The sequence below is a fragment of the Pedococcus sp. P2_E5 genome (assembly GCF_056403895.1).
This window is the reverse complement of record NZ_JBFUEP010000020.1, coordinates 1-24,520: the sequence shown is the minus strand read 5'-3', so window position 1 is coordinate 24,520 and position 24,520 is coordinate 1. Positions and strand designations below refer to the sequence as shown.

Annotated in this window: 22 protein-coding genes; 11 read left to right on the top strand and 11 right to left on the bottom strand. The window is 70.9% G+C overall.

The features are described 5' to 3' along the window. Window positions 1–97: 97 nt before the first annotated feature. Together dnaN and dnaA are read right to left on the bottom strand one after the other, a co-directional pair. A complete protein-coding gene (gene dnaN / locus AC1DVZ_RS08555; RefSeq protein ID WP_477617760.1) occupies window positions 98–1,231 on the bottom strand; it encodes a DNA polymerase III subunit beta in 1,134 nt (377 codons plus the stop codon). Between the two features lie 770 nt (window positions 1,232–2,001). Then, entirely contained in the window at window positions 2,002–3,516 is a 1,515-nt protein-coding gene (dnaA, locus tag AC1DVZ_RS08550) for a chromosomal replication initiator protein DnaA (RefSeq protein WP_477617759.1), read from the bottom strand. 527 nt (window positions 3,517–4,043) lie between these two features. Between dnaA and rpmH the strand changes: the two genes are divergently transcribed. The 8 genes from rpmH (at window position 4,044) to AC1DVZ_RS08510 (ending at window position 10,233) form a co-directional block, all read left to right on the top strand. Then, window positions 4,044–4,181: a 50S ribosomal protein L34 gene (rpmH, locus tag AC1DVZ_RS08545; RefSeq protein ID WP_140739978.1), complete on the top strand. Its 138-nt coding sequence runs from the start codon at window positions 4,044–4,046 to the stop codon at window positions 4,179–4,181. Further along, window positions 4,120–4,560, top strand: a complete 441-nt coding sequence (gene rnpA / locus AC1DVZ_RS08540) for a ribonuclease P protein component (RefSeq protein WP_477617758.1) — start codon at window positions 4,120–4,122, stop codon at window positions 4,558–4,560. The genes rpmH and rnpA overlap by 62 nt, the downstream gene beginning before the upstream one ends. After that, entirely contained in the window at window positions 4,557–4,865 is a 309-nt protein-coding gene (yidD, locus tag AC1DVZ_RS08535) for a membrane protein insertion efficiency factor YidD (RefSeq protein WP_477617757.1), read from the top strand. Before rnpA ends, yidD begins: the two co-directional genes overlap by 4 nt. Before the next feature lie 101 nt (window positions 4,866–4,966). After that, on the top strand, window positions 4,967–5,983 hold the full coding sequence (yidC, locus tag AC1DVZ_RS08530; protein WP_477617756.1) for a membrane protein insertase YidC: 1,017 nt from the start codon (window positions 4,967–4,969) through the stop codon (window positions 5,981–5,983). Between the two features lie 245 nt (window positions 5,984–6,228). Next, window positions 6,229–6,756, top strand: a complete 528-nt coding sequence (locus AC1DVZ_RS08525) for a Jag family protein (protein ID WP_477617799.1) — start codon at window positions 6,229–6,231, stop codon at window positions 6,754–6,756. 40 nt (window positions 6,757–6,796) lie between these two features. Next, window positions 6,797–7,552, top strand: coding sequence for a 16S rRNA (guanine(527)-N(7))-methyltransferase RsmG (rsmG, locus tag AC1DVZ_RS08520; RefSeq protein WP_477617755.1), 756 nt, complete (start codon window positions 6,797–6,799; stop codon window positions 7,550–7,552). Window positions 7,553–7,861: 309 nt separating this feature from the next. Further along, complete coding sequence (locus AC1DVZ_RS08515) at window positions 7,862–9,010, top strand: ParA family protein (protein ID WP_477617754.1); 1,149 nt, start codon at window positions 7,862–7,864, stop codon at window positions 9,008–9,010. Between the two features lie 11 nt (window positions 9,011–9,021). After that, window positions 9,022–10,233, top strand: coding sequence for a ParB/RepB/Spo0J family partition protein (locus AC1DVZ_RS08510; RefSeq protein ID WP_477617753.1), 1,212 nt, complete (start codon window positions 9,022–9,024; stop codon window positions 10,231–10,233). Window positions 10,234–10,376: 143 nt separating this feature from the next. Here the strand turns inward: AC1DVZ_RS08510 and AC1DVZ_RS08505 are convergent, their stop codons facing one another. The 9 genes from AC1DVZ_RS08505 to AC1DVZ_RS08465 all read right to left on the bottom strand — a co-directional run bounded on the left by AC1DVZ_RS08505 (window position 10,377) and on the right by AC1DVZ_RS08465 (window position 21,234). Further along, on the bottom strand, window positions 10,377–11,597 hold the full coding sequence (locus tag AC1DVZ_RS08505) for an N-acetylmuramoyl-L-alanine amidase (RefSeq protein WP_477617752.1): 1,221 nt from the start codon (window positions 11,595–11,597) through the stop codon (window positions 10,377–10,379). 321 nt (window positions 11,598–11,918) lie between these two features. Further along, on the bottom strand, window positions 11,919–12,245 hold the full coding sequence (trxA, locus tag AC1DVZ_RS08500) for a thioredoxin (RefSeq protein WP_477614208.1): 327 nt from the start codon (window positions 12,243–12,245) through the stop codon (window positions 11,919–11,921). Between the two features lie 119 nt (window positions 12,246–12,364). After that, window positions 12,365–13,351, bottom strand: coding sequence for a thioredoxin-disulfide reductase (gene trxB / locus AC1DVZ_RS08495; protein ID WP_477617751.1), 987 nt, complete (start codon window positions 13,349–13,351; stop codon window positions 12,365–12,367). Window positions 13,352–13,487: 136 nt separating this feature from the next. Beyond that, window positions 13,488–14,261: a hypothetical protein gene (locus tag AC1DVZ_RS08490; RefSeq protein ID WP_477617750.1), complete on the bottom strand. Its 774-nt coding sequence runs from the start codon at window positions 14,259–14,261 to the stop codon at window positions 13,488–13,490. Window positions 14,262–14,346: 85 nt separating this feature from the next. Next, a complete protein-coding gene (gene sigM, locus AC1DVZ_RS08485) occupies window positions 14,347–14,895 on the bottom strand; it encodes an RNA polymerase sigma factor SigM (protein WP_477617749.1) in 549 nt (182 codons plus the stop codon). Window positions 14,896–14,923: 28 nt separating this feature from the next. Further along, entirely contained in the window at window positions 14,924–16,966 is a 2,043-nt protein-coding gene (locus tag AC1DVZ_RS08480; RefSeq protein ID WP_477617748.1) for a protein kinase family protein, read from the bottom strand. A gap of 76 nt (window positions 16,967–17,042) precedes the next feature. Continuing rightward, window positions 17,043–18,686 (bottom strand): murein biosynthesis integral membrane protein MurJ, encoded by a 1,644-nt coding sequence (gene murJ, locus AC1DVZ_RS08475; protein WP_477617747.1) that lies wholly within the window; start codon window positions 18,684–18,686, stop codon window positions 17,043–17,045. After that, window positions 18,683–20,740: a DUF6049 family protein gene (locus AC1DVZ_RS08470; protein WP_477617746.1), complete on the bottom strand. Its 2,058-nt coding sequence runs from the start codon at window positions 20,738–20,740 to the stop codon at window positions 18,683–18,685. The genes murJ and AC1DVZ_RS08470 overlap by 4 nt, the downstream gene beginning before the upstream one ends. Then, on the bottom strand, window positions 20,740–21,234 hold the full coding sequence (locus tag AC1DVZ_RS08465) for an NUDIX hydrolase (RefSeq protein WP_477617745.1): 495 nt from the start codon (window positions 21,232–21,234) through the stop codon (window positions 20,740–20,742). Before AC1DVZ_RS08465 ends, AC1DVZ_RS08470 begins: the two co-directional genes overlap by 1 nt. Window positions 21,235–21,344: 110 nt before the next feature. Here AC1DVZ_RS08465 and AC1DVZ_RS08460 point away from each other — a divergent pair, with 110 nt between their 5' ends. From AC1DVZ_RS08460 to AC1DVZ_RS08450, 3 genes are all read left to right on the top strand, one after another. Further along, on the top strand, window positions 21,345–22,778 hold the full coding sequence (locus AC1DVZ_RS08460) for a CCA tRNA nucleotidyltransferase (RefSeq protein ID WP_477617798.1): 1,434 nt from the start codon (window positions 21,345–21,347) through the stop codon (window positions 22,776–22,778). A 295-nt stretch (window positions 22,779–23,073) separates the two neighbouring features. Beyond that, complete coding sequence (locus AC1DVZ_RS08455) at window positions 23,074–23,547, top strand: hypothetical protein (RefSeq protein WP_477617744.1); 474 nt, start codon at window positions 23,074–23,076, stop codon at window positions 23,545–23,547. Beyond that, entirely contained in the window at window positions 23,544–24,365 is an 822-nt protein-coding gene (locus AC1DVZ_RS08450; protein WP_477617743.1) for a PP2C family protein-serine/threonine phosphatase, read from the top strand. The genes AC1DVZ_RS08455 and AC1DVZ_RS08450 overlap by 4 nt, the downstream gene beginning before the upstream one ends. The last annotated feature ends 155 nt before the right edge of the window (window positions 24,366–24,520 follow it).

Sequence of the window (24,520 nt, the reverse complement as noted above, 5' to 3'; positions counted from 1 at the left end):
GTGACGACTCCCGTTCGTGTGGGTGGTGCGGTATGCCGCAGAGCTGGCTTCGCGGCATACCTCGCTGTGCGCGTGCTCAGGCTACGCCCGGGTGCGGTCAGCTCGCGAAGCGAACGGGCATCAGGACGTAGCGGTAGGAGCTGTCGGCCTCGCCGTCCAGCTCGTCCTGACCGGACAGCACCGCCGGGCGCGACGGCTGCGTGAACGAGAACCGCGAGTAGTCGGTGCCGACCGCGCCGAGCCCGTCGAGCAGGAACTGCGGGTTGAACGCGATCTCGATCTCGGGTCCGGTGAGGGTCGACTCGACGGCTTCGGACGCCTGGGCGTCGTCGCCGGTGCCGGCCTCGATGGCCACCTGTCCGTCGGAGAACTTCAGTCGCACCGGGGTGTTGCGCTCTGCCACGAGGGCGACGCGCTTCACGGCCTCGATGAGCTCGGAGGTCTTGAGGACGGCCTCGGTGTCGACCGTCGTGGGGAAGATCGAGGTGACCTTGGGGTACTCGCCGTCGAGCAGGCGCGTGGTGGTGCGGCGCTGACCGGCCTCGAAGCCGACCAGCCCGTCGCCACCGGCCGAGGACCCGAGGGCGACCTCGATCGACCCAGAGGCGCCGAGCGCCTTGGCCGTCTCGGACAGGGTGCGCGCCGGGACGAGGGCCAGGTGGCTCGCGTCGGTGGCCCCGGGGTTCCAGGTCAGCTCGCGCATGGCCAACCGGTAGCGGTCGGTCGCGAGGAGCGTCATCTTCTCGCCCTCGATCTCGACGCGGACGCCGGTGAGGATCGGCAGGGTGTCGCCGCGGTCGGCCGCGATCGCGACCTGGGCCACCGCCTGGGTGAAGACGTCGCCGGCGATGGTGCCGCTCACTGTGGGGGAGGTCGGCAGCGTCGGGTAGTCGTCGGCCGGCATCTGCATCAGGCTGAAGCGCGACGAGCCGCAGACCACGGAGACCTTGTTGCCCTCGGTGGCGATGTCGACCGGCTTGCCGGGCAGGTTGCGGGAGATGTCGGCGAGCAGCCGGCCCAGGACGAGCACCGTGCCACCTTCGGCGACCTCGGCCGCGACGGTGATCTTGGCGGAGACCTCGTAGTCGAACGCCGACAGGGTCAGGGTGCCCTCGTCGTTCGCCTCGATGAGCACACCGGCGAGGACCGGCACCGGGGGGCGGGCTGGGAGGCCACGGGCCACCCAGGTCACGGCGTCGGCGAGGACCTCACGTTCGACCCGAAACTTCACCGTGACTACCTGCCCTTTCGCACGCGGCCCCGCCGCCGAACTTCAAGAATGTGACTTCACAAATGTGATTGCGCACTGACCCTAGTGCTCACGGTGCACTCGGCCAACCCGGATGGGRCAATCCGTCCCAGCTGTTTGTCCCTGTCGTTTGGGTGGGCACAGTCGTGGGGCCTGGGGGTGGGCTGGGTCAGGATTGGTACTCGGGGCTGGATGCTGATGGGAGATGGGTAGTCGTTGTCATAGGGGGTGTGGATCCTGTGGACGACCGACATCGCCGCAGGTCAGCGCGGCGCGTCCGGTGTGGATGCCGGGTGGACAACCGAGTGCCCAACCTGGGTCGTCCTGTGGAGGCGCCGGCGGCGCCCACACGGTCTCCACACGGCATACCCCTGTTGTCCCCAGTTGCGCCCTGGTCGTGCACGGGTTGTCCACCGGTTGTCCACAGGGGTGGATCCGAGGGCAAACGCCAGGAGAACAGAAATCATCCGTTTGGTGGATGGCGGTGGGGGCAGCACACATACCCACAGAGTTGTCCACAGGTGTGGACCATGGGTCGGGTTCCGGATATGTCGGATTGGGACGCACGGATTCGTGCTCAGCCGAGCACGCAGGCGGGGGAGGTGTCGCGGAGGTGAACAGGCCCCCACACCTGTGCACAAGGCTGTGGACAACCGGTTCACGGGTGGGGAAGGTCGATCCGCCGGTGTGGACGAGGTGTGGGGGCCCAGAGCGTGGGGCGGAACGTGGGGCTGTACGTGCGGTGGAACGGCTCAGCGGGACTGCTGCTTGATCCGGTTGGTGAGCTCGGTGACCTGGTTGTAGATCGCGCGGCGTTCGGCCATCAGCTGGCGGATCTTCTTGTCGGCGTGCATGACGGTCGTGTGGTCGCGCCCGCCGAACTGCTGGCCGATCTTGGGCAGGGACAGGTCTGTCAGCTCGCGGCACAGGTACATCGCGATCTGGCGCGCCGTCACCAGGACGCGCGAGCGGGACGTGCCGCAGAGGTCCTCGATGGTCAGCCCGAAGTAGGCCGCGGTCTGGGCCATGATCGTCGCACTGGTGATCTGGGAGCCCTGCTCGTTGGGGATCAGGTCCTTGAGGACGATCTCGGCCAGGCCCATGTCGACGCTCTGCCGGTTGAGGCTGGCGAAGGCGGTGACGCGGATCAGGGCGCCCTCGAGCTCGCGGATGTTCGTCGAGATGCGGCTCGCGATGAACTCGAGCACGTCGTCGGGCGCGCTCATGCGTTCCTGGATGGCCTTCTTGCGCAGGATCGCGATGCGGGTCTCGAGGTCGGGGGGCTGGACGTCGGTCAGCAGGCCCCACTCGAACCGGCTGCGCATGCGTTCCTCGAAGCCGGACAGCAGCTTGGGCGGCAGGTCGCTGGTGATGACGACCTGCTTGTTGGCGTTGTGCAGCGTGTTGAAGGTGTGGAAGAACTCTTCCTGCGTCTGCACCTTGCCCTGCAGGAACTGGATGTCGTCGATGAGGAGCACGTCGACATCGCGGTAGCGGCGCTGGAAGTTGCTGGCCTTGTCGTCGCGGATGCTGTTGATGAAGTCGTTGGTGAACTCCTCGGAGTTCACGTAGCGCACCTTGACGTGCGGGTAGAGGTTGCGCGCGTAGTGCCCGATCGCGTGCAGCAGGTGGGTCTTGCCCAGTCCGGACTCGCCGTAGACGAACAGCGGGTTGTAGGCCTTGGCCGGCGCCTCGGCCACTGCGACGGCGGCCGCGTGGGCGAACCGGTTGCTCGCGCCGATGACGAAGGTGTCGAAGGTGTACTTCGGGTTGAGCCGGGTCGCCGACTCGTCGGTGACGCTGAGGACCTCGTCGCGCGGACGGCGCTGCGGCTCCGCGGCCGGGGTCAGGGCATAGACGTTGTCCACCGGGGAGTGGTGGACGGTCGCCTGCCCCTGCCCCTGGACCTGCTGCAGGCTGAACTGCCCGTGCTGCTGGCCCTGTGGTGCGACGAGGGGCTCCTCGACGTAGCCCGTCGTGTCCTCGCCGTGGTGCGACTCGTCCAGCGAGGTGTCGACCGTGACGGCCAGCTGCACCTGTTCGCCGAGCTGGGAGGACAGCGCCTGGGTCACGGCGTCGCGGACCCGCTGCTCGACGACGTCCTTGGTGTACTCGTTCGGCACCTTGACCAGGGCGGTTCCGTCGAGCAGGCCGGCCAGGCGAGCCAGCGTCAGGAACGCGCGTTCGCGGGCGGGGAGGCCGTCGGCGTCGAGGGTGGCGATGGTGTTCTGCCAGATCTGCGTGAAGTCCAGATCTGTGTCACTCACCGGTCCCACATCCCTTTCGACTGTTGTGCTGCTGCCCTGTCGCAGGGTCATGGTGCCTGGTCCACCCCCTGTGCCTGATCGACACTGTGCCTTATCCACATAGTTATCCACAACCTGTGGGCAAGGGATGGGACGAGGAGGGACGGTAACAACAGCGACGCAGCGCGGCAACCGAAACGACGGAAATTGGGCCCCGTCCGGGGAAATTGATCCCTGCAGCCCGGCGTGTCTGGGCTGAAATGCTCCAGAGTGGGTGCTATTAAGGCTTCACCAGCCCAGCCGAGGCCCGCGGTATGCCGCGTGGCCGGCGCTGGTTTGACCCTGCGGTGGGCGCTCGCGTACCTTGGAACCGGCCTGTCGGCCGTTTTCGCATGCCCGTGACGCCCTGGATCGTCGGTGCCTTCCCTGGTGCCAGCCCCCAAGGATTGGCGCGGCATCTGTTCAACGGCTCTGTCGATTGCGGCCGACCACCAAGCCGCCCATGCACTCAGCAGGCCACCCGGGCCTGATCAGTAACGGAGATCCTCGTGAGCAAGCGTACTTTCCAGCCGAACAACCGTCGTCGGGCCAAGACCCACGGCTTCCGCCTGCGTATGCGGACCCGTGCGGGTCGCGCCATCCTGTCGGCCCGCCGCGCCAAGGGCCGCACCGAGCTCTCCGCCTGAGGCCGACCCCGTGCTGCCCGCGGGGCACCGGCTCCGTGCGAGTTCGGACTTCGCGGCCACCTTTCGGGGGCCCGGGGGAGCCCGAGCTGGCTCCACGCTGATCGTGGTCCACGCCAACCAGGCCGACGCGCGTGCGGGACAACCGCCGCGGGTCGGTTTTGTTGTCTCCAAAGCCGTGGGTGGAGCGGTGGTCCGCAACCGCACCAAGCGCAGGCTGCGCGCGCTGATGGCTGCTCGGGTGAACTCGCTCCCGACGGGTGTCGACATGGTCATCCGCGCGAATCCCGTTGCGGCACAGGCGAATTCGTCGTCACTCGGTGCTGAGTTGGACAGTCTCCTCGCTCGGGTGACCGCAAAGCTCGGGGCGGTGCGCACGTGACGACGGTCAAACGGGTCACCGCGGCGCCCCTGATCGGGCTGTTGCTGTTCTACCAGCGCTTCATCTCACCCCTGACGCCCCCCACCTGTCGGTACTACCCCTCCTGCTCGGCCTACGCGCTCACCGCGATCCGGCGCTTCGGCCCGGTCAAGGGAACCTGGCTGGCCGCCAAGCGGTTGGCTAGGTGCCACCCCTGGGCAGCAGGTGGGGTCGACCACGTTCCTGCCAAGAACTCGACCCCCGCCGGCAACCCCGCAGCAGACCCGGCGAGCCAGACCCCAGCACCACCCGCCCACGCCGCCTAGCGGCAGGCACCAGACCTGCCGGCCACGCGGCATACCCACTGCGCGGCCGGAACCACCGGTGAACCGTCACCTCGACGGCCCACCACCAGATTGAGGACGACATGAGCTTCAGTGACCTGATCTACCCGTTCGAGTGGATCGTGTCGTGGATCCTGTGGGGTTGGCACACCCTGTTCACGACCATCGGCATCCCGTCCGACTCGGGCCTCGCATGGACCTTGTCCATCGTCGGCCTCGTGGTGGTGATGCGGGCCGCGATGATCCCGCTGTTCGTCAAGCAGATCCATGCCTCGCGGCGGATGCAGCTCATCCAGCCCGAGATGCAGAAGATCCAGGCGAAGTACAAGGACAAGAAGGACCCCGACTCCCGTCAGGCGATGACGCAGGAGACGATGGACCTCTACAAGCGCACGGGCACCAACCCGTTCAGCTCGTGCCTGCCGATCCTGCTGCAGTCGCCGTTCTTCTTCGGCCTGTTCCGCGTGCTCAACGGGCTCCAGAAGATCGCCACGGGCGAGAACCGGCCGATCGGCCCCATCAGCGCCAAGCTCGCGGCCGAGGCGGAGAAGTCCACCTTCTTCGGTGCCCAGCTGTCCGACAGGTTCATCGGTGCCGACAACCTGACCGTCCAGATCGTGACGGTCGTGCTCATCATCGCGATGTCTGCCAGCACGTTCACCACCCAGCGCCAGCTGATGATGAAGAACATGCCGGCCTCGGCCCTGGACAACCCGTTCGCCAAGCAGCAGAAGATGCTGCTCTACCTGATGCCGATCTTCTTCGCCATCTCCGGTGTCAACTTCCCGATCGGTGTCCTGCTCTACTGGCTGACGACCAACGTGTGGTCGATGTGCCAGCAGTTCTACGTGATCCGCAAGATGCCCGCCCCGGGGTCCCTGGCCGAGAAGGCCATGCAGGACCGGCGCCGCAAGAAGGGCAAGCCAGTCGAGGAGTTCACCGTCAAGGGGCTCGACAAGGTGGACGACACCGAGGCGCCCAAGGCGAGCGGCCAGCGCGTGCAGCCGACGCGGAACAAGAAGAAGAAGGGCGCTGCAGGCCCGGCCAAGAAGTCGGCGCCCGGTTCCCCCACAGACCCCAAGCCCCAGACCGACAACTGAGAGTGACCACCATGACCGAGCACAACAACACCGTCGTGGACGACACCCAGACCACTGAGCCGTCCACCGACGCGGGCCTTGACCAGGGCAGCGACCAGAGCACTCACGCCGCGGACAGTGGTTCCGAGGCGGGCGGCTCCGAGGCGAGTGACTCCGTTGGCCGTGCGGCCGACGTGTCCATTGCCACCTCGGGCGACGACGAAGACGCAGCGGACCTCGCGGACGACGCGGCATCTGACGACGCGGTGGCCGACCACGGGACGGCTGGCCACGAGCAGGGGTCGCTTCGGCGTCGCCCCGCCAAGGTGGCCGACCTCGAGCGTGAGGGCGAGGTGGCTGCGGACTTCCTGGAGACGCTGCTCGACATCGCCGACCTCGACGGCGACATCGACGTCGACGTTGACGGCGACCGCGCCGCCGTGTCCATCGTCGACTCCGACGAGGGCCGGGTGCCGCGGCGCCTGGTCGGCCAGGACGGCAAGGTGCTCGACGCCCTCCAGGAGCTCACCCGGCTGGCCGTCCAGGCGGCCACCGGAGAACGCAGCCGACTGATGCTGGACGTGGCCGGCCACCGGGCCGAACGTCGGGCAGCGCTGGTCGAGGTGGCGCGCGGCGTCATCGAGCAGGTCAAGGCGACGGGCGAGCAGGCCTCCCTCGAGCCCATGACGGCCTTCGAGCGCAAGGTCGTGCACGACGAGGTGATCGCTGCCGGTCTCACGTCCGAGTCCGATGGCGTCGAGCCTCGGCGCTTCGTCGTCGTCCTGCCGGCGTGATCGAGCCACAGACGGCCGTGTTTCACGTGAAACAGAGCGCATGACGCCGCACGAACGCACTGACGACGGGCGCGGGACCGGGGAGACCGGGACCGCGCCCGTCGCGTCGTCCACCGGCCCGGCCGCGCCCCCAGCTCCGCTCTCGGCCGCTGAGGTCTTCGGCCCGCACCTCGCCCAGGCCGAGCGGTTCGCCGCGATCCTGGCTGACACCGGGGTGTCCCACGGCCTGATCGGTCCGCGTGAGGTTCCCATTCTGTGGGACCGGCACATTCTGAACTGTGCGGTGGCGCACGAGGCGTTCCCTGTGGGGGCGGCCGTCGTTGACGTGGGTTCGGGCGCAGGGCTGCCGGGCCTGGCGCTGGCGATCGTGCGGCCGGACCTGCACCTGCACCTGGTCGAGCCGATGTTGCGACGGACCACCTGGCTCTCGACCACGGTCGCCGAGCTCGGCCTCGCCAACTGCACGGTCCACCGGGGACGGGCCGAGGAGTTCGACGGCGTACTGACGGCGCCCTATGCCACCGCACGAGCGGTCGCCCGCATCGACAAGCTCGCCCGGTGGACGTTTCCCCTCCTCGCCGACGGCGGCACGCTCGTCGCCCTCAAGGGCGAATCAGCCGCCCAGGAGCTGGCCACCGAGGAGAAGGTCCTGCGCAGGTTGGGGATGACCTCGGCGCAGGTCGTGGTCTACGGAGCGGAGCTGCTCCCCGTCGCCACCACCACGCTGCAGATCACGGTGGGCGCTCGCCCGGCGGCCAAGCGCGCTGCTGCGCGACGAGGCAAGAACCGGTCCTGATCGGAGCGTGTCCACAGGGCGCCGCCTCCCGCGTTGTGACACCCGCGCGAACTAGGGTTGGATGATGCCCATGGCCAACGAGGAGACTGCGTGAGCACGGCAACGCTGCAACTGACCAGGGGACTCGGGTGGCCACAACGGCTGGGCCGGCCCAGCAGTGCTCTCGGATGGCCGACCGGTGACGGGACGTCGCCCAGCCAGTCTGTTTCACGTGAAACCGAACAGTTCTCCTCGACCACGGCCACCACGGCGCAGGACGAGGACAAGCCGTCAGTGAACGGTACGACGCTCATGACAGGGGACGCGGCCGTGACCGGCACTATTGAAGCGGCTGACGACACAGCCGCTGTTTCACGTGAAACCGACGAGCTCACACAGGGCGAGACCGAGCCGGTGGGCGCCGAGCCGGTGGGCGCCCAGCCAGAACCCGCCCGTCCGGCCATGCACCTGGCCGACGCCGCGGCCGCGGAGGAGGCCTTGGCCGCCGTCGTTTCACGTGAAACGGACGAGCGCGACGAGCTGGTCTCCTCGCTGCCGACCGCCGACCGGGACACCCCACTGGCCCAGGCCGTCGCGGCTGATGCACGCAAGCGGATTGCCCTCACGGGTCGCGTCTTCCCGAAGCCGCCGGCGACGCGCGTGCTCACCGTGGCCAACCAGAAGGGCGGCGTCGGCAAGACGACGACCACCGTGAATGTGGCCGCCGCGCTGGCTCAGGCAGGGTTAACCGTGCTGGTCATCGACATCGACCCCCAGGGCAATGCGAGCACGGCCCTCGGCATCGACCACCACGCGGAGGTGCCCAGCATCTACGACGTGCTCGTCGAGGGGACGCCGATGGTGGACGTCGTCCAGGAGTGCCCCGACATCCCGGGACTGTGGTGTGCTCCGGCCACGATCGACCTCGCCGGAGCCGAGATCGAACTCGTCTCGCTGGTGGCTCGGGAGACCCGCCTGCAGAAGGCGATCTCGGCGTACCTGCAGGAGGCGCCCACCAGTGAGCACCCGGCCCCCGACTACGTCCTGATCGACTGCCCCCCGAGCCTGGGACTGCTGACGGTCAACGCGTTCGTCGCTGCCCAGGAGGTCTTCATCCCGATCCAGTGCGAGTACTACGCGCTCGAGGGCCTGTCGCAGCTCCTCAAGAACATCGAGCTGATCCGCAACCACCTCAACCCGACGTTGCACGTGTCGACCATCCTGCTGACCATGTACGACGGACGGACCCGCCTGTCGGCCCAAGTGGCCGACGAGGTGCGCAACCACTTCCCGGAGCAGGTCCTGCGCAACACGGTGCCGCGCTCCGTGCGGATCTCCGAGGCGCCCAGTCACGGCCAGACCGTGATGACCTACGACCCGAACTCCAGCGGCGCACTGTCCTACCTCGGTGCCGCTGCCGAGCTTGCCGATCGCGGCGCCGCCACCGCCGACCACTCGACCGCGTCCACGCAGAACTGAGAGAAGACACCATGAGCGAGAAGCGCCGCGCACTCGGCCGGGGCCTGGGAGCCCTCATCCCCAACGCACCGACCTCCCCCAACGGCCGTCCCGTGGACGTCTTCTTCCCGGACCAGCGCCCCGGCGCGACCGCGTATGCCGGTGGGTCACCGGCCGGGCGTGACGGGGCCGCCGACGCCGCTAAAGGGGGCGGAACGGCCACCACCACGATGGAGCCGACCACCGACGCGAGGGGCCGTGAGGACGGGGTGTCTGCGACCGACTCAGACGTCGCCTCGGGCACCGGGCAGAACGGCACCGATGGTGCCAGCAGCTCCGGTCACGCGAGCGGCTCGGAGGACTCGGCAGCGACGGACAACCCGCACGGCCTGGCGCCGGTGCCGGGAGTCTCCTACGGCGAGATTCCCGTCGAGCAGATCCGCCCCAACCCGCGCCAGCCCCGGTCGGTGTTCGACGAGGACGACATGGCCGAGCTGGTGCACTCCATCAGCGAGATCGGCGTGCTCCAGCCCATCGTCATCAGGCCCATTCCCGCAGGTCAGGGGCCTGACCAGCTCGACAATGCCCCCGAGGGCGTCCTCTACGAACTCATCATGGGTGAGCGCCGCTGGCGCGCCTCCCAGGAGGCCGGTCGCGCCACGGTGCCCGCGATCGTGAAGGAGACCGAGGACGACGACCTCCTGCGGGATGCCCTCCTGGAGAACCTCCACCGCAGTCAGCTGAACGCCCTCGAGGAGGCCGCGGCATACCAGCAGCTGCTCGAGGACTTCGGCTGCACCCACGACGAGCTCGCCTCCCGGATCGGCCGGTCACGGCCGCAGATCTCCAACACACTGCGGCTGCTCAAGCTTCCACCGCTCGTGGCTCGCCGCGTCGCCGCCGGCGTGCTGTCGGCCGGCCACGCGCGGGCCCTGCTGTCCCTGCCCGACGGTGCCGCGATGGAGCGCGTCGCGCAACGGATCGTGGCGGAGGGCCTGAGTGTCCGTAACGTCGAGGAGATCGTCGCGGTGGGCGGCCCGGACGACGTGGCCAAGCCGCGTCGCCCGCGCGCCGGCAACCGGCACCCCCAGCTCGACGACCTGGCGGCCCGGCTGTCCGACCGGTTCGACACCCGGGTGAACATCGCCCTGGGTCAGCGCAAGGGCAAGCTGACGGTGGAGTTCGCCTCGGTCGAGGACCTCAACCGGATCGTCGACATGCTCGGCCTCGATCGCCGGGCCTGAGCTCAGCACGCGACTCAGCACAGGTTGGCTCGCTCAGCAGACGGTGCAACCTCTGCTGAGCGAGCCAAGGTCTGCTAGCAGAGGTTGGGGAAACCGCAGGGCAGGCGAATTGCGTTGGGGGAGTAACTGATTCGCCGCGTGGCTCAGCTGTGCGAAGCGAGGTAGGCGCGCAGGTCGCCGAGCCGCAGGACACCGGTGGTGGCCGTGTCGTCATCGCCCAGGTAGAGCCGCTGCAGGCTGACCAGCACGGCCTCGGCGAGGGTGTCGCGGAACGCCGGGTCGGTCAGGCGTGCGGCGTCGCTGGGGTGCGACAGGTAGCCCGCCTCGATGCGCACGGCGGGCATCCGGGTCTGCTGGAGGAGGGCCCAGGAGCGGCCGTGCGAGCGGCAGTTCTCCAGGCCGGTGCGGGCCACGACCTCGCGCAGCACGAGGTCGGCGAGGTGCTCCCCGACCGCCGACCACGACGTCTTGCGGTCGCGGCCGAAGAAGAAGGTGGCGACGCCGCTGGCCCCGGCAGCGTCGTGGGAGTCGCAGTGCAGCGAGAGCACGAGGTCTGCGCCGGCGTCGTTGGCCAGCGCCGCCCGCTCGTCCTCGGTGGGGCAGGTGTGCTCGGTGCGGGTGTAGACGACCGAGACGCCGATGGCAGTCAGCCGACCCTCGATCCGCCGGGCGAGGTCCATGACCAGCTCGGACTCGACCAGCCCGTGGGCCACCGCGCCCTTGTTGGTGCCACCGTGGCCCGGGTCGAGCACGACGGTGCGACCGCTCAGGCTGTGCCCGGAGCGGCGGACCAGCTCCTGCTCGCGGAGCACGTTGGCCGAGCCACCGGACACCGAGCGACGCAGGTCCTTGAAGGCCCGCAGGGTGTCGGGACCGACCGACCCGTCACCCGAGAGCCCGTAGGCACGCTGGAAGCTGCGTACCGCCCGTTCCGTCTCCGGCCCGAACCGGCCGTCGACGCGGCCGGCCGCGAAGCCGAGCGTGTTGAGCCGCTCCTGCAGCGTCACGACGTCCTCGCCGCGCAGGAGGTGGCCGGGCGTGTGCATGAGGATCCGGTCGCCGAGGGCCCAGCGGGCGCCGTCGATGGCCGTGAACGTCTCGACCCCGACGACCCCGTCGACGATCAGGCCCTTGTGCTGCTGGAAGGCCCGCACCGCGCGCTCGAGGGACGCGTCGAACAGGGCAGGGTCGAAGTCGCCCCGGTCGCCGGCGTCCATGCCGGCATCGGCCTCGCCCCCGGGGGCACCCAGGTGGGGAGGCTCGGGCAGCTGGTCGAGCGGGAGGGCCGCCAGCCGGGCTCGTACGTCGACGACGGCCGGCCCGTGGCTGCCGAGGCCGAGCAGGCCGCTCTTGCTGTCGGACACTCGGCCTCCTCTGGTGCTTCGACTGGTTCGCGGACTGGTCCGGGACGGCAATCCGGGTGTGGCAGCCGGTTCGTCGAACCGGAAACAGCTGGCGTTTGTGCAGGTCAGCGAGGTGTCGGTGGMTCAGGGACCATCTGCGCCGCCGACTGAGCCTAAGTCAGAAACGGGCTGTGGACCAACCCGGCTTCCGAGCACACCACCCGGCCCGGATGCGGCCGGCTGAGCGGCTCGGGCACCGACGTCGGCGCCCTCGCGAGCCCGAGACGACGATGCCGGCCGCGCCCACACCGGGGCGCGACCGGCATACGGTCACGGCGTCGCTCAGCCGAGGTAGTCGGCGAGCTCGCGCACCAGCTTGGGCTTCGGCATCGCACCCACGAGCGTCTTGACGACCTCGCCGCCGACGTAGACGTTGAGGGTCGGGATGCCGGTGATGCCGTAGCGGCTGCTCACCGCGAGGTTCTCGTCGGTGTTGAGCTTGACGATGTCGATCTTGTCGGCGTGAGCGATCGCCAGCTCCTCGAGGACCGGGGCGACGGCGCGGCACGGGCCGCACCAGGGCGCCCAGAAGTCCACCAGGACCGGCTTGTCGTTCTGGAGGACGTCGACCTCGAAGGTGGCGTCCGTGGTGTCCTTGATGGCTCCCACTCGGGGGCTCCTTTCGGTGGTGCTGCGGTTGGGGCTGGACAGGTGTGGGGCGGGGGTATGCCGTGTGGCTGGGTCTGGGTGTCAGGATCCCAGCGGGGTCTGACAGGCGGAGCAGCAGGTCAGTGGGTCAGGGCGTCCTCTTTGGCGGGCGCGCCCGCGTGCTCGCGGTCGGCGAGGTAGCGCTCGGCATCGAGTGCCGCGGCACACCCTGAGCCGGCCGCGGTGATGGCCTGGCGGTAGGTGTGGTCGACCAGGTCACCCGAGGCGAAGACGCCGGGCAGGTTGGTGAGCGTGGTCCGGCCCTGGACGAGGACGTAGCCCTCGTCGTCGAGCTCGACGACGCCCTTGACCAGCTCGTTGCGGGGGTCGTGCCCGATCGCGACGAACAGGCCCGTGACGGGGAGTTCGCGGGTCTCACCGGTCTCGGTGTCGCGCAGCGTGATGCCGGTCAGCTTGGCGTCGCCGTGGATCTCCTCGACGGCGGAGTTCCAGGCGAACCTGATCTTGTCGTTGGACAGGGCGCGCTCGGCCATGATCTTGGAGGCCCGCAGTTCGTCGCGGCGGTGCACGATCGTCACCGAGCGGGCGAACTTGGTGAGGAAGGTCGCCTCCTCGACGGCCGAGTCCCCACCGCCCACGACGGCGATGTCCTGGTCACGGAAGAAGAAACCGTCACAGGTCGCACACCACGAGACCCCGTGGCCGGAGAGGCGCTTCTCGTCGGGCAGCCCGAGCTCGCGGTAGGCCGAACCCATCGCGAGGATCACGGCGTGCGCACGGTAGGTGTTGCCCTCGGCGTCGACGACCGTCTTGACCTCACCCTCGAGGTCGACCGACTCGACGTCGTCGGTGATGATCTCGGCGCCGAACCGCTCGGCCTGGGCCCGCATGTTCTCCATCAGGTCAGGGCCCATGATGCCCTCGCGGAAGCCGGGGAAGTTCTCGACCTCGGTGGTGTTCATCAGCGCGCCACCAGCGGTGACGGCACCCTCGAACAGCAACGGCTTGAGGTTGGCCCGGGCCGCGTAGACGGCGGCGGTGTAGCCCGCTGGACCGGAGCCGATGATGATCAGACTGCGGATGTCGGCAGGTGCGGAGGTGCTCACGCGGTTACAGCCCCTTGTGGTCGAGAAGGCGGTGCACCGCTACATACGGTGCCTGTGTCTGCAACCGATCGTAGGCCCTCGATGTTCCCCACCGGTGCGGTGTGCCACGACGCGCCGTGAGGTGCTGCACGCACGCTCAGGGGACGGCGACGGGGCCGGCCAGCACGAGGGGGTGCGTGGCGTCGCAGGCCGGGGACACGGCATACACGGTCTGTCCGGTGTCGCTGCTCACCACGGCGACCACCGCAGGGGCGCCGTCGAGGGTCGCGAGGTCGCCCCGGACGGGCATCCAGGCCTGCACGCCGATCGCGGTGAGGCAGGCGCGCAGTCCGCTCTCGGTGTCGGCGGCCCCGCGGCTCGCCTTGGGGGCAGCGGCGCTGTCGCCGGCGCTGTGGGGCACGGAGCGCGCCTGGGTGGCCAGCGCTGCCGCGGTGTATGCCGTGCCGCTGGCCGCCAGCGACACCTGGCCGAGCGACCCGCTGGCCCGCTGGTCGGCGTTGGTGGACGGCTGGGTGCGTGGCGCCACGCCTGCCCCCGAGTTCGTGTCCGACCCGCTCTCGCGACTGGCCGCCGCACCGCTGGCGCTGTCTGCGGCGGATCCGCCGCTCAGGGAGGCCATCACGTCGCCGGGCCCGGTGCCGGTGAGCAGGGCGGGGAGGCCGAAGCCGAGGATCGCGGCCGCAGCGGCGGCGACTCCCACGTGCTGCCAGCCCCAGCGGCGCGGTCGCAGGGGCAGGACGGCGGCGCCCTCGCGAGCGGACTGCTCGGCGGCGATCGAGGCGTTGATCCGGGAGACGAGGTCGGCAGGCATGGGGCCGGGGTCCGGCAGGGCCGAGAGCAGCTCGCGGATGCCGGTGGGGTCGTGCTCGGGGGCGCCCTTGTCTGCGGGGGGCACGGGTGGGGTGCTCACCACGAGAACCTCCAGACGTCGGGGACCAGCTTTCGGGACGCGCGAATGCCGGTGGACACACGGCAGGGGCGACATGTGTACGACGTCACGGCTGCCCCGATGGTTCCCTGAGCAGCTCCGCCATGGCGTCACGGCCGCGGCTGCAGCGCGACTTCACGGTGCCCTCGGCGACCTCCAGGACCGCAGCGGCCTCGGCCACGGACAGGCCGTGCATGTCGACGAGGATGAGCGCCATCCGCTGGCCTTCCGGCAGCCGGTCGAGGGCCTCCCGCACGTCGAGCCTGGTGTCGACCGAGGCCTGCGCGTCGCGCTTGTCGGACAGCTCGTACTCGGGCAGCTGGCTGGTCGGCTTGTCGCGCCGCAGCCGGTCGAGGCAGGCGTTGACGACGATGCGGTGCAGCCAGGTCGTCACGGCCGCGTCGCCCCGGTAGGACTCGGCCCGCCGGAACGCCGAGATGAAGGCGTCCTGCACGCAGTCCGAGGCCAGTTCGCGGTTGCGCGTCGTCCGCAGCGCGACCGCCCACATCCGGTCTCGGTGCCTGCGGAACAGCTCGCCGAAGGCGTCGGGATCGCCCGCGATGTGGGCGCGGAGCAGGTCGCGGTCGTCACGCTCGCGCAGCGGGAGGGTGCTCATGGGTATGCCGGCCTGCCGACCTTCCGGGTCAGCTGACCGTGACCTCGGCCAGCGTGGCGCGGAAACGCCCGTCGCTGACCTGCGTCACGCTGGTGAACCAGACGAACACGAACTGGCCCTTGACGGGGGCGGGGGCGGTCAGGGTGATGGCGCCCTCCTTGCCCTTCGAGGAGCCGACCTGCTGCGCAGCGCCCAGGCTGTCGCGGTCGTCGCCGACGTAGACGGTCACGTCGGAGGCGTTGGGCAGGACCAGCTTGACCGTCGACACCTCGCGGTTCTGGCCCAGGTCGAGCCGCACGCCGACGCCCTTCTTGAGGCCACCGAGGTTGGCCGACGCGTAGCCCTCGGAGCTCCAGAAGGTGTTGTCCTTGCCGTCGAACACCCGGGCGGCCTCGCCGTTGCGCTCCGCACCGTCGCCCTCGGGGTCGAAACCGGTGGCGCTGAGGACGGCGAAGGACTGGTTCCCGGTGTCGTCCGGCTGGGTCGGGGTGACGGTCACGGCAGGCGCCGTCACCTTGACGGTGCCCTTCGGCGTGGGGGGGTTGCCGAGACCGAGGTCGGTGTTGGAGCCGATCTTCGACGCTCCGTAGAAGCCGACCACGATGGCCACGATGAGGAACGCCGCCACGACGGCCAGGACGAACTTGGACTGGTCGCGGGTGGGTGCCGCGCCGGTGTCGGCCGGGAGCATGGGCAGGGGAGGGCCCAGTGGCTCCTGGCCCTCGACCAGGGCCTGGTCGAGGGAGATCCGGCGTTGTTCGGCCCGCTCCTCGGCAGCCTGGCGCTGCGCCCGCCGCTCGGCGGCCTTGTCCGCCGCGGCACGGGCGAAGCTGCCCACCTTGTGGGCGGCGGCGCCGGCCGCCTGACCGGCCGCCTGACCGGCGGTGCCGAGGGCGGATCCCACCGCGCTCGCGGCCGCCGCGGCCTGGGCGGCTGCCGCAGCACCGGCGCCCGGCTCACCAGGGTCGGCAGATCCCTCTGCGGGCGAGGCTGCGGGAGCCGGGTCGAACCGCGTGGTGGTCGGGCTCGTCGCCGGGCTGGCGCCACCTGCGGCCCGAGGACCACCGGCGGCCGGGAGCAGCGCCGTGGCCACGTCCGCACCGGTCGAGGGGTGCTCGTCGGGTGTGTCCTGGGGGTCTGCCGGCGCATCCGGTGCGTCCGCCGGTTCGTCCTGGCCCGTCGGGGGCACGGGAGGCGGGGGTACAGGGGGTGTGGGCACCGCGGCGAGCTCCGCACGCAGCTGGTCCATGGCCAGCGGAATGGTCCGGGTCGTGCCGTCGTCGACCGGCGTCGTCCCGCCGAGGCCACTGACCTGCGCCATGGCCCAGGGTGCGATCTGGGAGGCGAAGTCGCCGGGCGTGAGCGGGCCCTGGTCCTCGTTGAGGGTGAGGCGGCACAGGGCGTCGAGGTCCCCGGGGACACCGGCCGCGATCTCGGACGGCGCGGGAACGCCGCCGACGACGTGCGGCGCGGACTCCAGGCCGGCCACCGAACCGGGCAGCGGCCACCGGCTGGTCAACGCGGCATACGTGAGGGCCACGACGCCCACGGCGTCGAGGCGAGCCGCCTGCGTGGCGTCGAGGTCGTCCTCGGTGGCCATCGCCGCGAGGGTGGCCACCCCTCGCACCTTGATGGTGCCGTCGTGGGCGCGCAGGATCGAGTGCGGGGTGAGGCGCAGGTGGTGCAGTCCCCGGCCGCGGGCCGCTTCGAGGCCCGTGGCGGTCTCGCCGACGATGCGGCGGACCTCTTCGGCGGGCAGTCCGCCCTGCTCGAGGATCTGGGCGAGGGAGTGGGCGTCGTGGATGGCTTCCTCGACGAAGAACGCGATGCCGTCGGACCGGCCGACGTCGAGCACGCGGACGAGGCGGTGGTTGTCGAGGCCGGCGACGCGACGGGCGGCATCGAGGGTGGCATCGGCGTGCGTCTCGTGCTCCGAGAAGCACACGATGACGACGTCGCGCTCGAGCGTCGTGTCGTGGGCCGACCAGCGTTCGGCCTTCGGCAGCTGCTCGAGCCGACGCTGCACGGCATACCGGCCGCCCAGCACCGTCGATGGGCCTACCCCGTGCACGCTGCCTCCTACGGTCGATGGACGCGTCGCCCCTGTTGCACCAGCACGGTGCGGGCTCATCCTAGGGCGTGCCCGGTCAGGAGGGGCGGCGCCGCAGACGCCGCACCACGGGGTCGAACAGCTGGCCGACCTCCTCGACGCGCAGGAGGTGGGCGGTCCCGAAGCACAGGACGAGGAACACCATGCCACCCAGCACCATCTCGGCCAGGGCCCCGGACCAGCGTTCGCCGTCGATGCCGAAACCCTCGAGGCCGACGAGCATGAAGGCTGTGGCCGCGGCGGCGATCATCGCGGCCAGCGCGAGCCTGACGTAGGTGCGGATGCTCGATCCGAGCCGGAGCTGGCCCAGCCGCCTGCGCAGCAGCAGGAACCCCAGCAGCGCCGCGGCGAGGTTGCTCAGCGTCTGGCCGATGCCGACGACGATCCCGGCCCGGCCCGGATCCACGGTGAGGGCCGTGACATTCACCGCGGTGGCGACGACGGTCACGACCACCTGCAGCAGGAACGGGGTCCTGGCGTCCTCGTAGGCGTAGAACACGCGTTGGACGAGGTACAGCCAGCCGAACGGCACCAGTCCCAGCATCATCGCCATCATCACGTGCGCGATCGCCAGGCTCTCGGCGTGGTCGTTGCCGGGGAAGGCGACGCGGACGGCCTGGGCGCCGAGGACGAGGGCGAGGAAGGTGCCCGGGACAAGGAGTACCGCGGGCATCCGGATGCCCCGGCCGAGGTCGGCGACCACCTCGACCGTGTCATCGCGGTGTGCGGCCTGCGAGAGCCGGGTGAACAGGGCGGTCACAAGCGACACCGTGATGAGGGAGTGGGGGAGCATGAACAGCAGGAAGGCCAGTCCGTAGGCCGTGACCCCCGCGCCGACCTGGCCGCGCTCGTCGAGCAGGTCACCGGCCCGGGTCATGACCTTCGAGGTGACGATGAACCCGAGCTGGCTGACGGCCACGGCCGCGAAGGTCCACAGCGCGACCTTGGAGGCCGACCGCAGCCCGACCCCGCGAAAGCCCCACACAGGCCGGTAGCGGAAGCCGCTGCGGTGCAGCGGGAACCACAGCGCCAGGGCCTGGGCGGCGACGCCGAGGGTCGCGGTGCCCGCCAGCAGCCAGACCATCGTGCCCGACCAGTTCTCGACGCGGATGTCCTTGCCGTAGGCCGCGCCGAACCAGAGCAGGCCGCCGATGGCGACCACGTTGGCCAGGGCAGGCGCCCACATGTATGCCGCGAACTGACCTCGCGCGTTGAGCACCTGTCCGAACAGGGTGTAGATGCCGTAGAAGAAGACCTGGGGAAGGCAGATGAAGGCGAACGCGGTGGCCAGCCCCAGGGTCGTGTCGTCCCAGCGGTTGGAGAACAGCCGGACGAGCAGTGGCGCGGCCGCCGTGACGATCACGGTGGCGCCGAGCAGCAGGGCGATCGAGAGGGTGAGCAGCCGGTTGACGAACTCGTGACCGCCGTCGTCGTGGCTCGCGGCCTTCGTGATCTGGGGAACCAGGACGGCGTTCAGGACCCCGCCGGCCAGCAGCAGGTAGAACTGGTTGGGCAGGGTGTTGGCGACCTGGAAGGTGTCGGCGGCCAGGGCGATGCCCACGGTCGCCGCGAGCATCGAGGCCCGCGCGAACCCGAGCAGCCGTGAGGCGACCGTGCCAGCGGCCATGACGGCGCTGGACCGGGCAAGGCTGCGCTCGCTTCCGGTGGTGGCGTCGCTCATGCCGTGGTGGTCATGGGGGGGATGGCCTCTCGGGGGAGCCGGGCGCCGGGGCGACGTCGGACCGTGCGCACGATACCGACCAACAGGATGAGGCCGCCCACGCCGGCGAGCCCCCAGTAGACCCAGTTGCCCGTGGGCGTGACGCGGACCTGCACGTCGGCGCCCTGTCCGATGACCGTGCCGTCCGGCGTGGTCAGCGTGGTCCGCAGCGGCACCGAGCCGGCGGCGAGGGCCGTGACGCTCACCGACACGGTCGCCCTGCTCTTGGGGCCGATCCGCAGGATGGGCGGCTGGCTGTCGATGCGCAGGCGTGGGTTGGACGCCTCCACCGTGAGCTTGACGTTCTCGACCGGCACGGCCAGGTCGTTCGTCACGGTGATCTGCAGGCGACCGGAGTCGGCGAGGAAGTTGATCGTGCTGGCCGACACCTTCACCGACGTGGTCGTCTGCCTGGCGGCCTCGGTGACGCGGCCGCTCAGGGTGTCCCAGGCGGTGGGGGCGGCGCGCCAGCGGGTGGAGGCGAGCTGTTCGGCGGCCCGGGTCCAGGTGCGCAGGAACTCGTCGCCGTCGTCGCGGATCTGGGCGACCCCACGGACGGTGCGCACGGTCTGCTCCAGCTGCCGGATCCGGGCAGTGGTGAGGACTGCCCGCCCGCCGCTGGGCGCGACCGTGGGACGGGTCACCGGGGCGGCGGCCGTGCCCACCGCCCGCCTTGCCCTGGCCAGCACGGCGTCGGTCGTGGTCGGGGTGAGCCACGGGATGCTGCCCGCTGCGGCGAAGAAGGCCCGGGCGGCCGTCGGGTCGGGGTTGAAGGAGCGGGGCGCCGCCACGAAGACGCTGCGCCCCTGCGTGCCGGGGAGCTCGTTGAGGAGCGCCACCGAGTCGGCGACGAACTGCTGGGTGCTCAGGACCCCTTCGGGGGCCGAGGTGGTCCGCCGCAACAGCGTGCTCAAGGCGTCGTCGTAGGCCAGCAGCGGCAGCCCGGTCGTGCTGCGTTGCGCCGACCCCGGGGTCGTGGCGGCCCCCGGGGTGCCGAGCACCGCGGCGGAGGTGACCTGCCCGGCGAGCGCGGGCACGCGGAAGAGCCTGCGCAGGGCCGTCTCGCGGGTCGCGGTGTAGCCGCCGTCGGCCGGCCACGCCACGTCCGCGCGCCCACCGACCTTCTCGGCCACGGCCTGCGAGCGCCCCACCAGGGTGCGCATCAGGGACTGGCCCGTGCTGGCCCCGGCGACTGCCGCGAGGTCTGCGTCGGTGTCGGGCAACACCCACGGGGTATGCCGCGTGGCCGCGTCGGTGATGCGGGCCTGGGTCGCGGCGCGCACCGCCGTCTCCTGGTCACCCTGGGTGGAACCGTCACCGAGGTCGACGCCCTCGGGCAGCAGGCCGGGCAGGAGGGTCGGGTCGATGGCCCAGGTCACCGGCGCGTCCTGGGTGGCGTCGAGGACCCGGTTCACCCGGGAGCCCTCTGCCAGGGCCTCGCCCCAGGCGGTCTCGCGGCTCGTGCCCCGGCCGCCGAACAGGTTCGGGTCGGGGTCGAGGGTGAGCGGCACGGCCCAGCTGATCGACATCGGTTCGTACTGCTTGGTCCGCTGGTAGCCGGCGAAGGTCCGCACGCTGGACGTGCCGGTCTGGATGCTGAGCGGGATGGCGCCGTAGGCCGCACCTCCCAGCGAGGCCAGTCTCGGCACCCTGATCGAGAACGACGCCGTGCCGCCCGGCGGGACGGCCCCCGCGAGCCGGGTCTGGCCGACGACCGTGCCTTCTGCCGGGCCGGTCGCCGTCGCCCAGCTCTGGACCGCTTCGCGGGTCGACCTGAGGGCGGTCTCGGCGGTGGGCATGACGACGGCCACGGTCGGCCGGTTCAGCGGCCCGGTGCCGTCGTTGTGCACCGTGCCGGTGACGACGAGGTCCTGGCCGGCCATCACGACGGCGGGTGTCACGGCCGACAGGGCGAGGTCGACGCCCGCGGCCGACGCCGGCCCCGACCCGGCCGCCCACGCGGGCAGCGCGAGCGCGGCCGCGGCGAGCACGCGGCATACGGATGCGCGGTGCATCACCCGTCTCCGGCCAGACGCGCCCAGGCCTGCCTCGCGATGCGTCGCTCGTTCGGGAAGGTGAGGTGCTCGTGGGCCTCGCGCAGGGGCAGCCAGGCGACGTCGATGGCCTCGTGGTCAGGGTCGTTCTCGATGGTGAGGTGACCGCCGGTGGCTTCGAGGAGGTAGTGGTGGACGAACTTGTGGATCCGGCGCTGGTCGGTCGCGAACCAGTAGTCGATGGTGCCGAGCTCGGTGAGGACCCGGCCCTCGATGCCGGTCTCCTCCTCGACCTCGCGCGCGGCGGCCTGCTGGAGGGTCTCGTCGTTCTCGAGGTGCCCCTTGGGCAGGCACCACTCGATGCGGCCGGCCCGGTTGCGCCGCGCGATGACGGCGATCCGGGCGACGCCCTCGTGCACGTCGACGACGATCCCGCCTGCGGAGCGCTCCTCGACCGCGGGCAGCCGGGGCCGGTGGGGCACCAGCCTCTCGGGGTCGCGAGCGGGGGAGGTCACCGTGCCACTCTAACGAGCGCCTACCCTTGTTCTCCGTGTCCACCGCCGATCCCCGCGAGCCGCAGACCGGCCCTACCTCCGAGACCCGGGCGCCGCTGCTCCCCGAGCTCATGCGCCGGGCCGCCGCCCACCTCGCGCCGGTGGTGCCGCTGCTGACCGAGCTCGGTGACCTGTTCGTGGCGCAGGGTCACGAGCTGGCCCTGGTCGGGGGCCCGGTGCGCGACGCCTTCCTCGGCCGCCTCTCGCCGGACCTGGACTTCACGACCAGCGCCACACCCGACCAGACCCTGGCGATCCTCAAGCCCTGGGCCGATGCCCACTGGGACATCGGACGCGAGTTCGGCACCATCGGAGCGCGTCACGGCGAGCACACGGTCGAGGTGACGAGCTACCGGGCGGACGCCTACGACGGCCAGACCCGCAAGCCCGTCGTCGCCTTCGGCGACAACCTCGAGGACGACCTCGTGCGGCGCGACTTCACCGTCAACGCGATGGCGATGCGGCTCCCCTCGATGGAGTTCGTCGATCCGTATGCCGGGTTGGCCGACCTCGCGGCGCGTCGCCTGCGCACGCCGGGGCCGCCCGAGGTGTCGTTCGGCGACGACCCCCTGCGGATGATGCGGGCCTGCCGGTTCGCGGCGCAGCTCGGCGTCGACGTCGCCCCGGAGGTGCGCGAGGCCATGACCGCGATGGCAGGATCGATCGAGATCGTGTCGGCCGAGCGGGTCCGCGACGAGCTGAGCAAGCTGCTGCTCGCTCCGTCGCCGCGGGCTGGACTGCGGCTCCTGGTCGAGAGCGGCCTGGCCGACCACGTGCTGCCCGAGCTCCCGGCGCTCAAGCTCGAGGTCGACGAGCACCACCGCCACAAGGACGTCTACGAGCACTCCCTGACCGTCCTCGACCAGGCGATCGCGCTCGAGGGACCACCCGACGGGCCGGAGTCCTCGGTGCCCGGACCCGACCTGGTGCTGCGCCTGGCCGCCCTGCTGCACGACATCGGCAAGCCGGCGACCCGCAGGTTCGAGGCCGGTGGCGGGGTCTCGTTCCACCACCACGAGGTGGTCGGCGCCAAGCTCACCGGCAAGCGGCTCAAGGCCCTGCGCTACGACAAGGACACCGTCAAGGCGGTGTCGCGCCTCGTCGAGCTGCACCTGCGGTTCCACGGCTACGGCGACGGCGCCTGGACCGACTCGGCCGTCCGTCGCTACGTCACCGACGCCGGGCCGCTGCTCCAGCGCCTCCACCGGCTCACCCGATCCGACTCGACGACCCGCAACGCGCGCAAGGCGGCGCGGCTCTCGCAGACCTACGACGCCCTCGAGGTCCGCATCGAGGCGCTGATGGAGGCCGAGGAGCTGGCCAAGGTGCGGCCCGAGCTCGACGGCAACGAGATCGCGGCGGTCCTGGACATCAAGCCGGGCCCCGTCCTCGGCCGGGCCTACGCCCACCTGCTCGAGGTGCGTCTCGACCGGGGGATGATCGGCCGCGAGGCCGCCGAGCAGGAGCTGCGCGAGTGGTGGGCGCAGCAGCCCGAGTCGCAGTAGGCCGCACTCCTGGCCACCGGTGGCCCACTGGGAGGCCATGCGGGACCCTGGCAGGCGCATGGGTGGCCAGAAGTCGTGGAGTGGTGTGGTGCGCTCCTCCACGAGGTGGCGGATTGATCCGCAGAGGTGGGGTTTCGCCCGTTTGCCCACCTGTGGGAGTGTTGCCCTGACTGTGCCGGCCAGGGGGTTGGCGGGGTGGGCGTAGGGGAGTGCTCCCCATTGGTCGCGGTCACCATCCGGCCTAGCCTTCGTCGGTGCAACCCCCGGTTGTCGTGAGGTTCCCCGAAAGGTCCCGATGCCCACCCTGAAGTACCCCAGCGAGCAGTTCCCCGGCCCGCCGTCGGTCACCGTCGACATCCCCGAGGGCTGGTCCCCCGTGCGCGTGCCAGGCACCCTGCTCGCCGCCCGCCGCAGCGACACCGGCGGCCGCTTCGCCCCCAACGTCGTGGTCCGTGGCTTCACCCGCTCGGGCGACTTCACCATCGGTCGGGCGCTCGCGGAGCTCAAGGCCTACGTCGGGGAGCGCACCGATGGCGAGATGGACGCGCCCTTCACCCTCGAGATCGAGTCCGTGCCGTTCGTCGGGGTCAACGTCTCGTGGACCGACAAGGCGGTCGGTGACGTGGTGCAGGCGCACCTGTTCGCCGGGGCCCGGCGGGGGCAGGTCGTCGACCTGCTGCAGGTGACCGGGTCGGTCGGCGGCGAACAGGTGGACGTCGAGTACGAGTCCCTGCAGGAGCTCATGCAGACCGTCCGGATCACCCGGTGACCACGCCCGCGGCGCCTCCGGGCGGTGGCCTGACCGTCCGGGCCGGTGCGGCCACGGACGTCGGACGCGTGCGACATCACAACGAGGACAGCCTCCTGGCCGACCGCACGATCTTCGTGGTCGCGGACGGCATGGGCGGACACGCCGCCGGTGAGATCGCCAGTGGCATCGTGACCGCCACCCTGGGTGAGCTCGCCGCGGCGCCGACCCTGCGCCGCGAGGACCTCGTCGCAGCCCTGGCCCTGGCCAACCGTCGCATCCTCGAGTCGGTGGCCCAGCACCCCGAGCAGACCGGCATGGGCACCACGGCGGCGGGCCTGGCCGTCGTCAGGGCCGGTGGCTCCGACCACTGGGCAGTCTTCAACGTCGGCGACTCCCGGGTCTACCGCTTCCTCGACGGCCAGCTCCGGCTCGTGACCGTGGACCACTCCGAGGTCCGCGAGCTCATCGACGCCGGGCTGATCACCGAGGAGGAGTCGGCGCGGCACCCGCTGCGCAACGTCGTCACGCGTTCCATGGGGTCCGAGGCACTGCCGACGCCTGACATCTGGGTCTTCCCGCCGCACGCGGGTGAACGCTTCGTCATCTGTTCCGACGGCCTGTCCAACGAGCTGAGCACGGACCGCATCCGCCAGATCGTCGCCGAGCACGACGACCCGCAGGCCTGCGCCGAAGCCCTCGTCGCCGCGGGCGTCGAGTCCGGCGGCCGCGACAACGTGTCGGTCGTCGTGGTCGCGCTCGACTCCGGCGACGAGGACCTCGACGACGTCGACACCGCTCCCCGCGGCAGCGCGGGAGCGGCGGGCGGACACGGATGACGGCAGTCCCCATCGAGCTGCCCGACGAGCCGGGTTGGTCCACTGTGTCGGTCGGCGGTATCCACGTCCTCGTCCGTGCCGGCGGCGCCCTCGTGGAACGCGTCCGTGYCGCTGCCGACGACGGCGACCTCGACGAGGTGCTCGACGCCCTGTCC

Excerpts from the sequence above, each read along its gene's own strand:
- yidC (WP_477617756.1), top strand. The coding sequence starts at position 4,967 with ATGAGCTTCAGTGACCTGATCTACCCGTTCGAGTGGATCGTGTCGTGG.
- rsmG (WP_477617755.1), top strand. The coding sequence starts at position 6,797 with ATGACGCCGCACGAACGCACTGACGACGGGCGCGGGACCGGGGAGACC.
- AC1DVZ_RS08510 (WP_477617753.1), top strand. The coding sequence starts at position 9,022 with ATGAGCGAGAAGCGCCGCGCACTCGGCCGGGGCCTGGGAGCCCTCATC.
- sigM (WP_477617749.1), bottom strand. The coding sequence starts at position 14,895 with ATGAGCACCCTCCCGCTGCGCGAGCGTGACGACCGCGACCTGCTCCGC.
- murJ (WP_477617747.1), bottom strand. The coding sequence starts at position 18,686 with ATGAGCGACGCCACCACCGGAAGCGAGCGCAGCCTTGCCCGGTCCAGC.
- AC1DVZ_RS08470 (WP_477617746.1), bottom strand. The coding sequence starts at position 20,740 with ATGCACCGCGCATCCGTATGCCGCGTGCTCGCCGCGGCCGCGCTCGCG.
- AC1DVZ_RS08460 (WP_477617798.1), top strand. The coding sequence starts at position 21,345 with ATGCGCCGGGCCGCCGCCCACCTCGCGCCGGTGGTGCCGCTGCTGACC.
- AC1DVZ_RS08455 (WP_477617744.1), top strand. The coding sequence starts at position 23,074 with ATGCCCACCCTGAAGTACCCCAGCGAGCAGTTCCCCGGCCCGCCGTCG.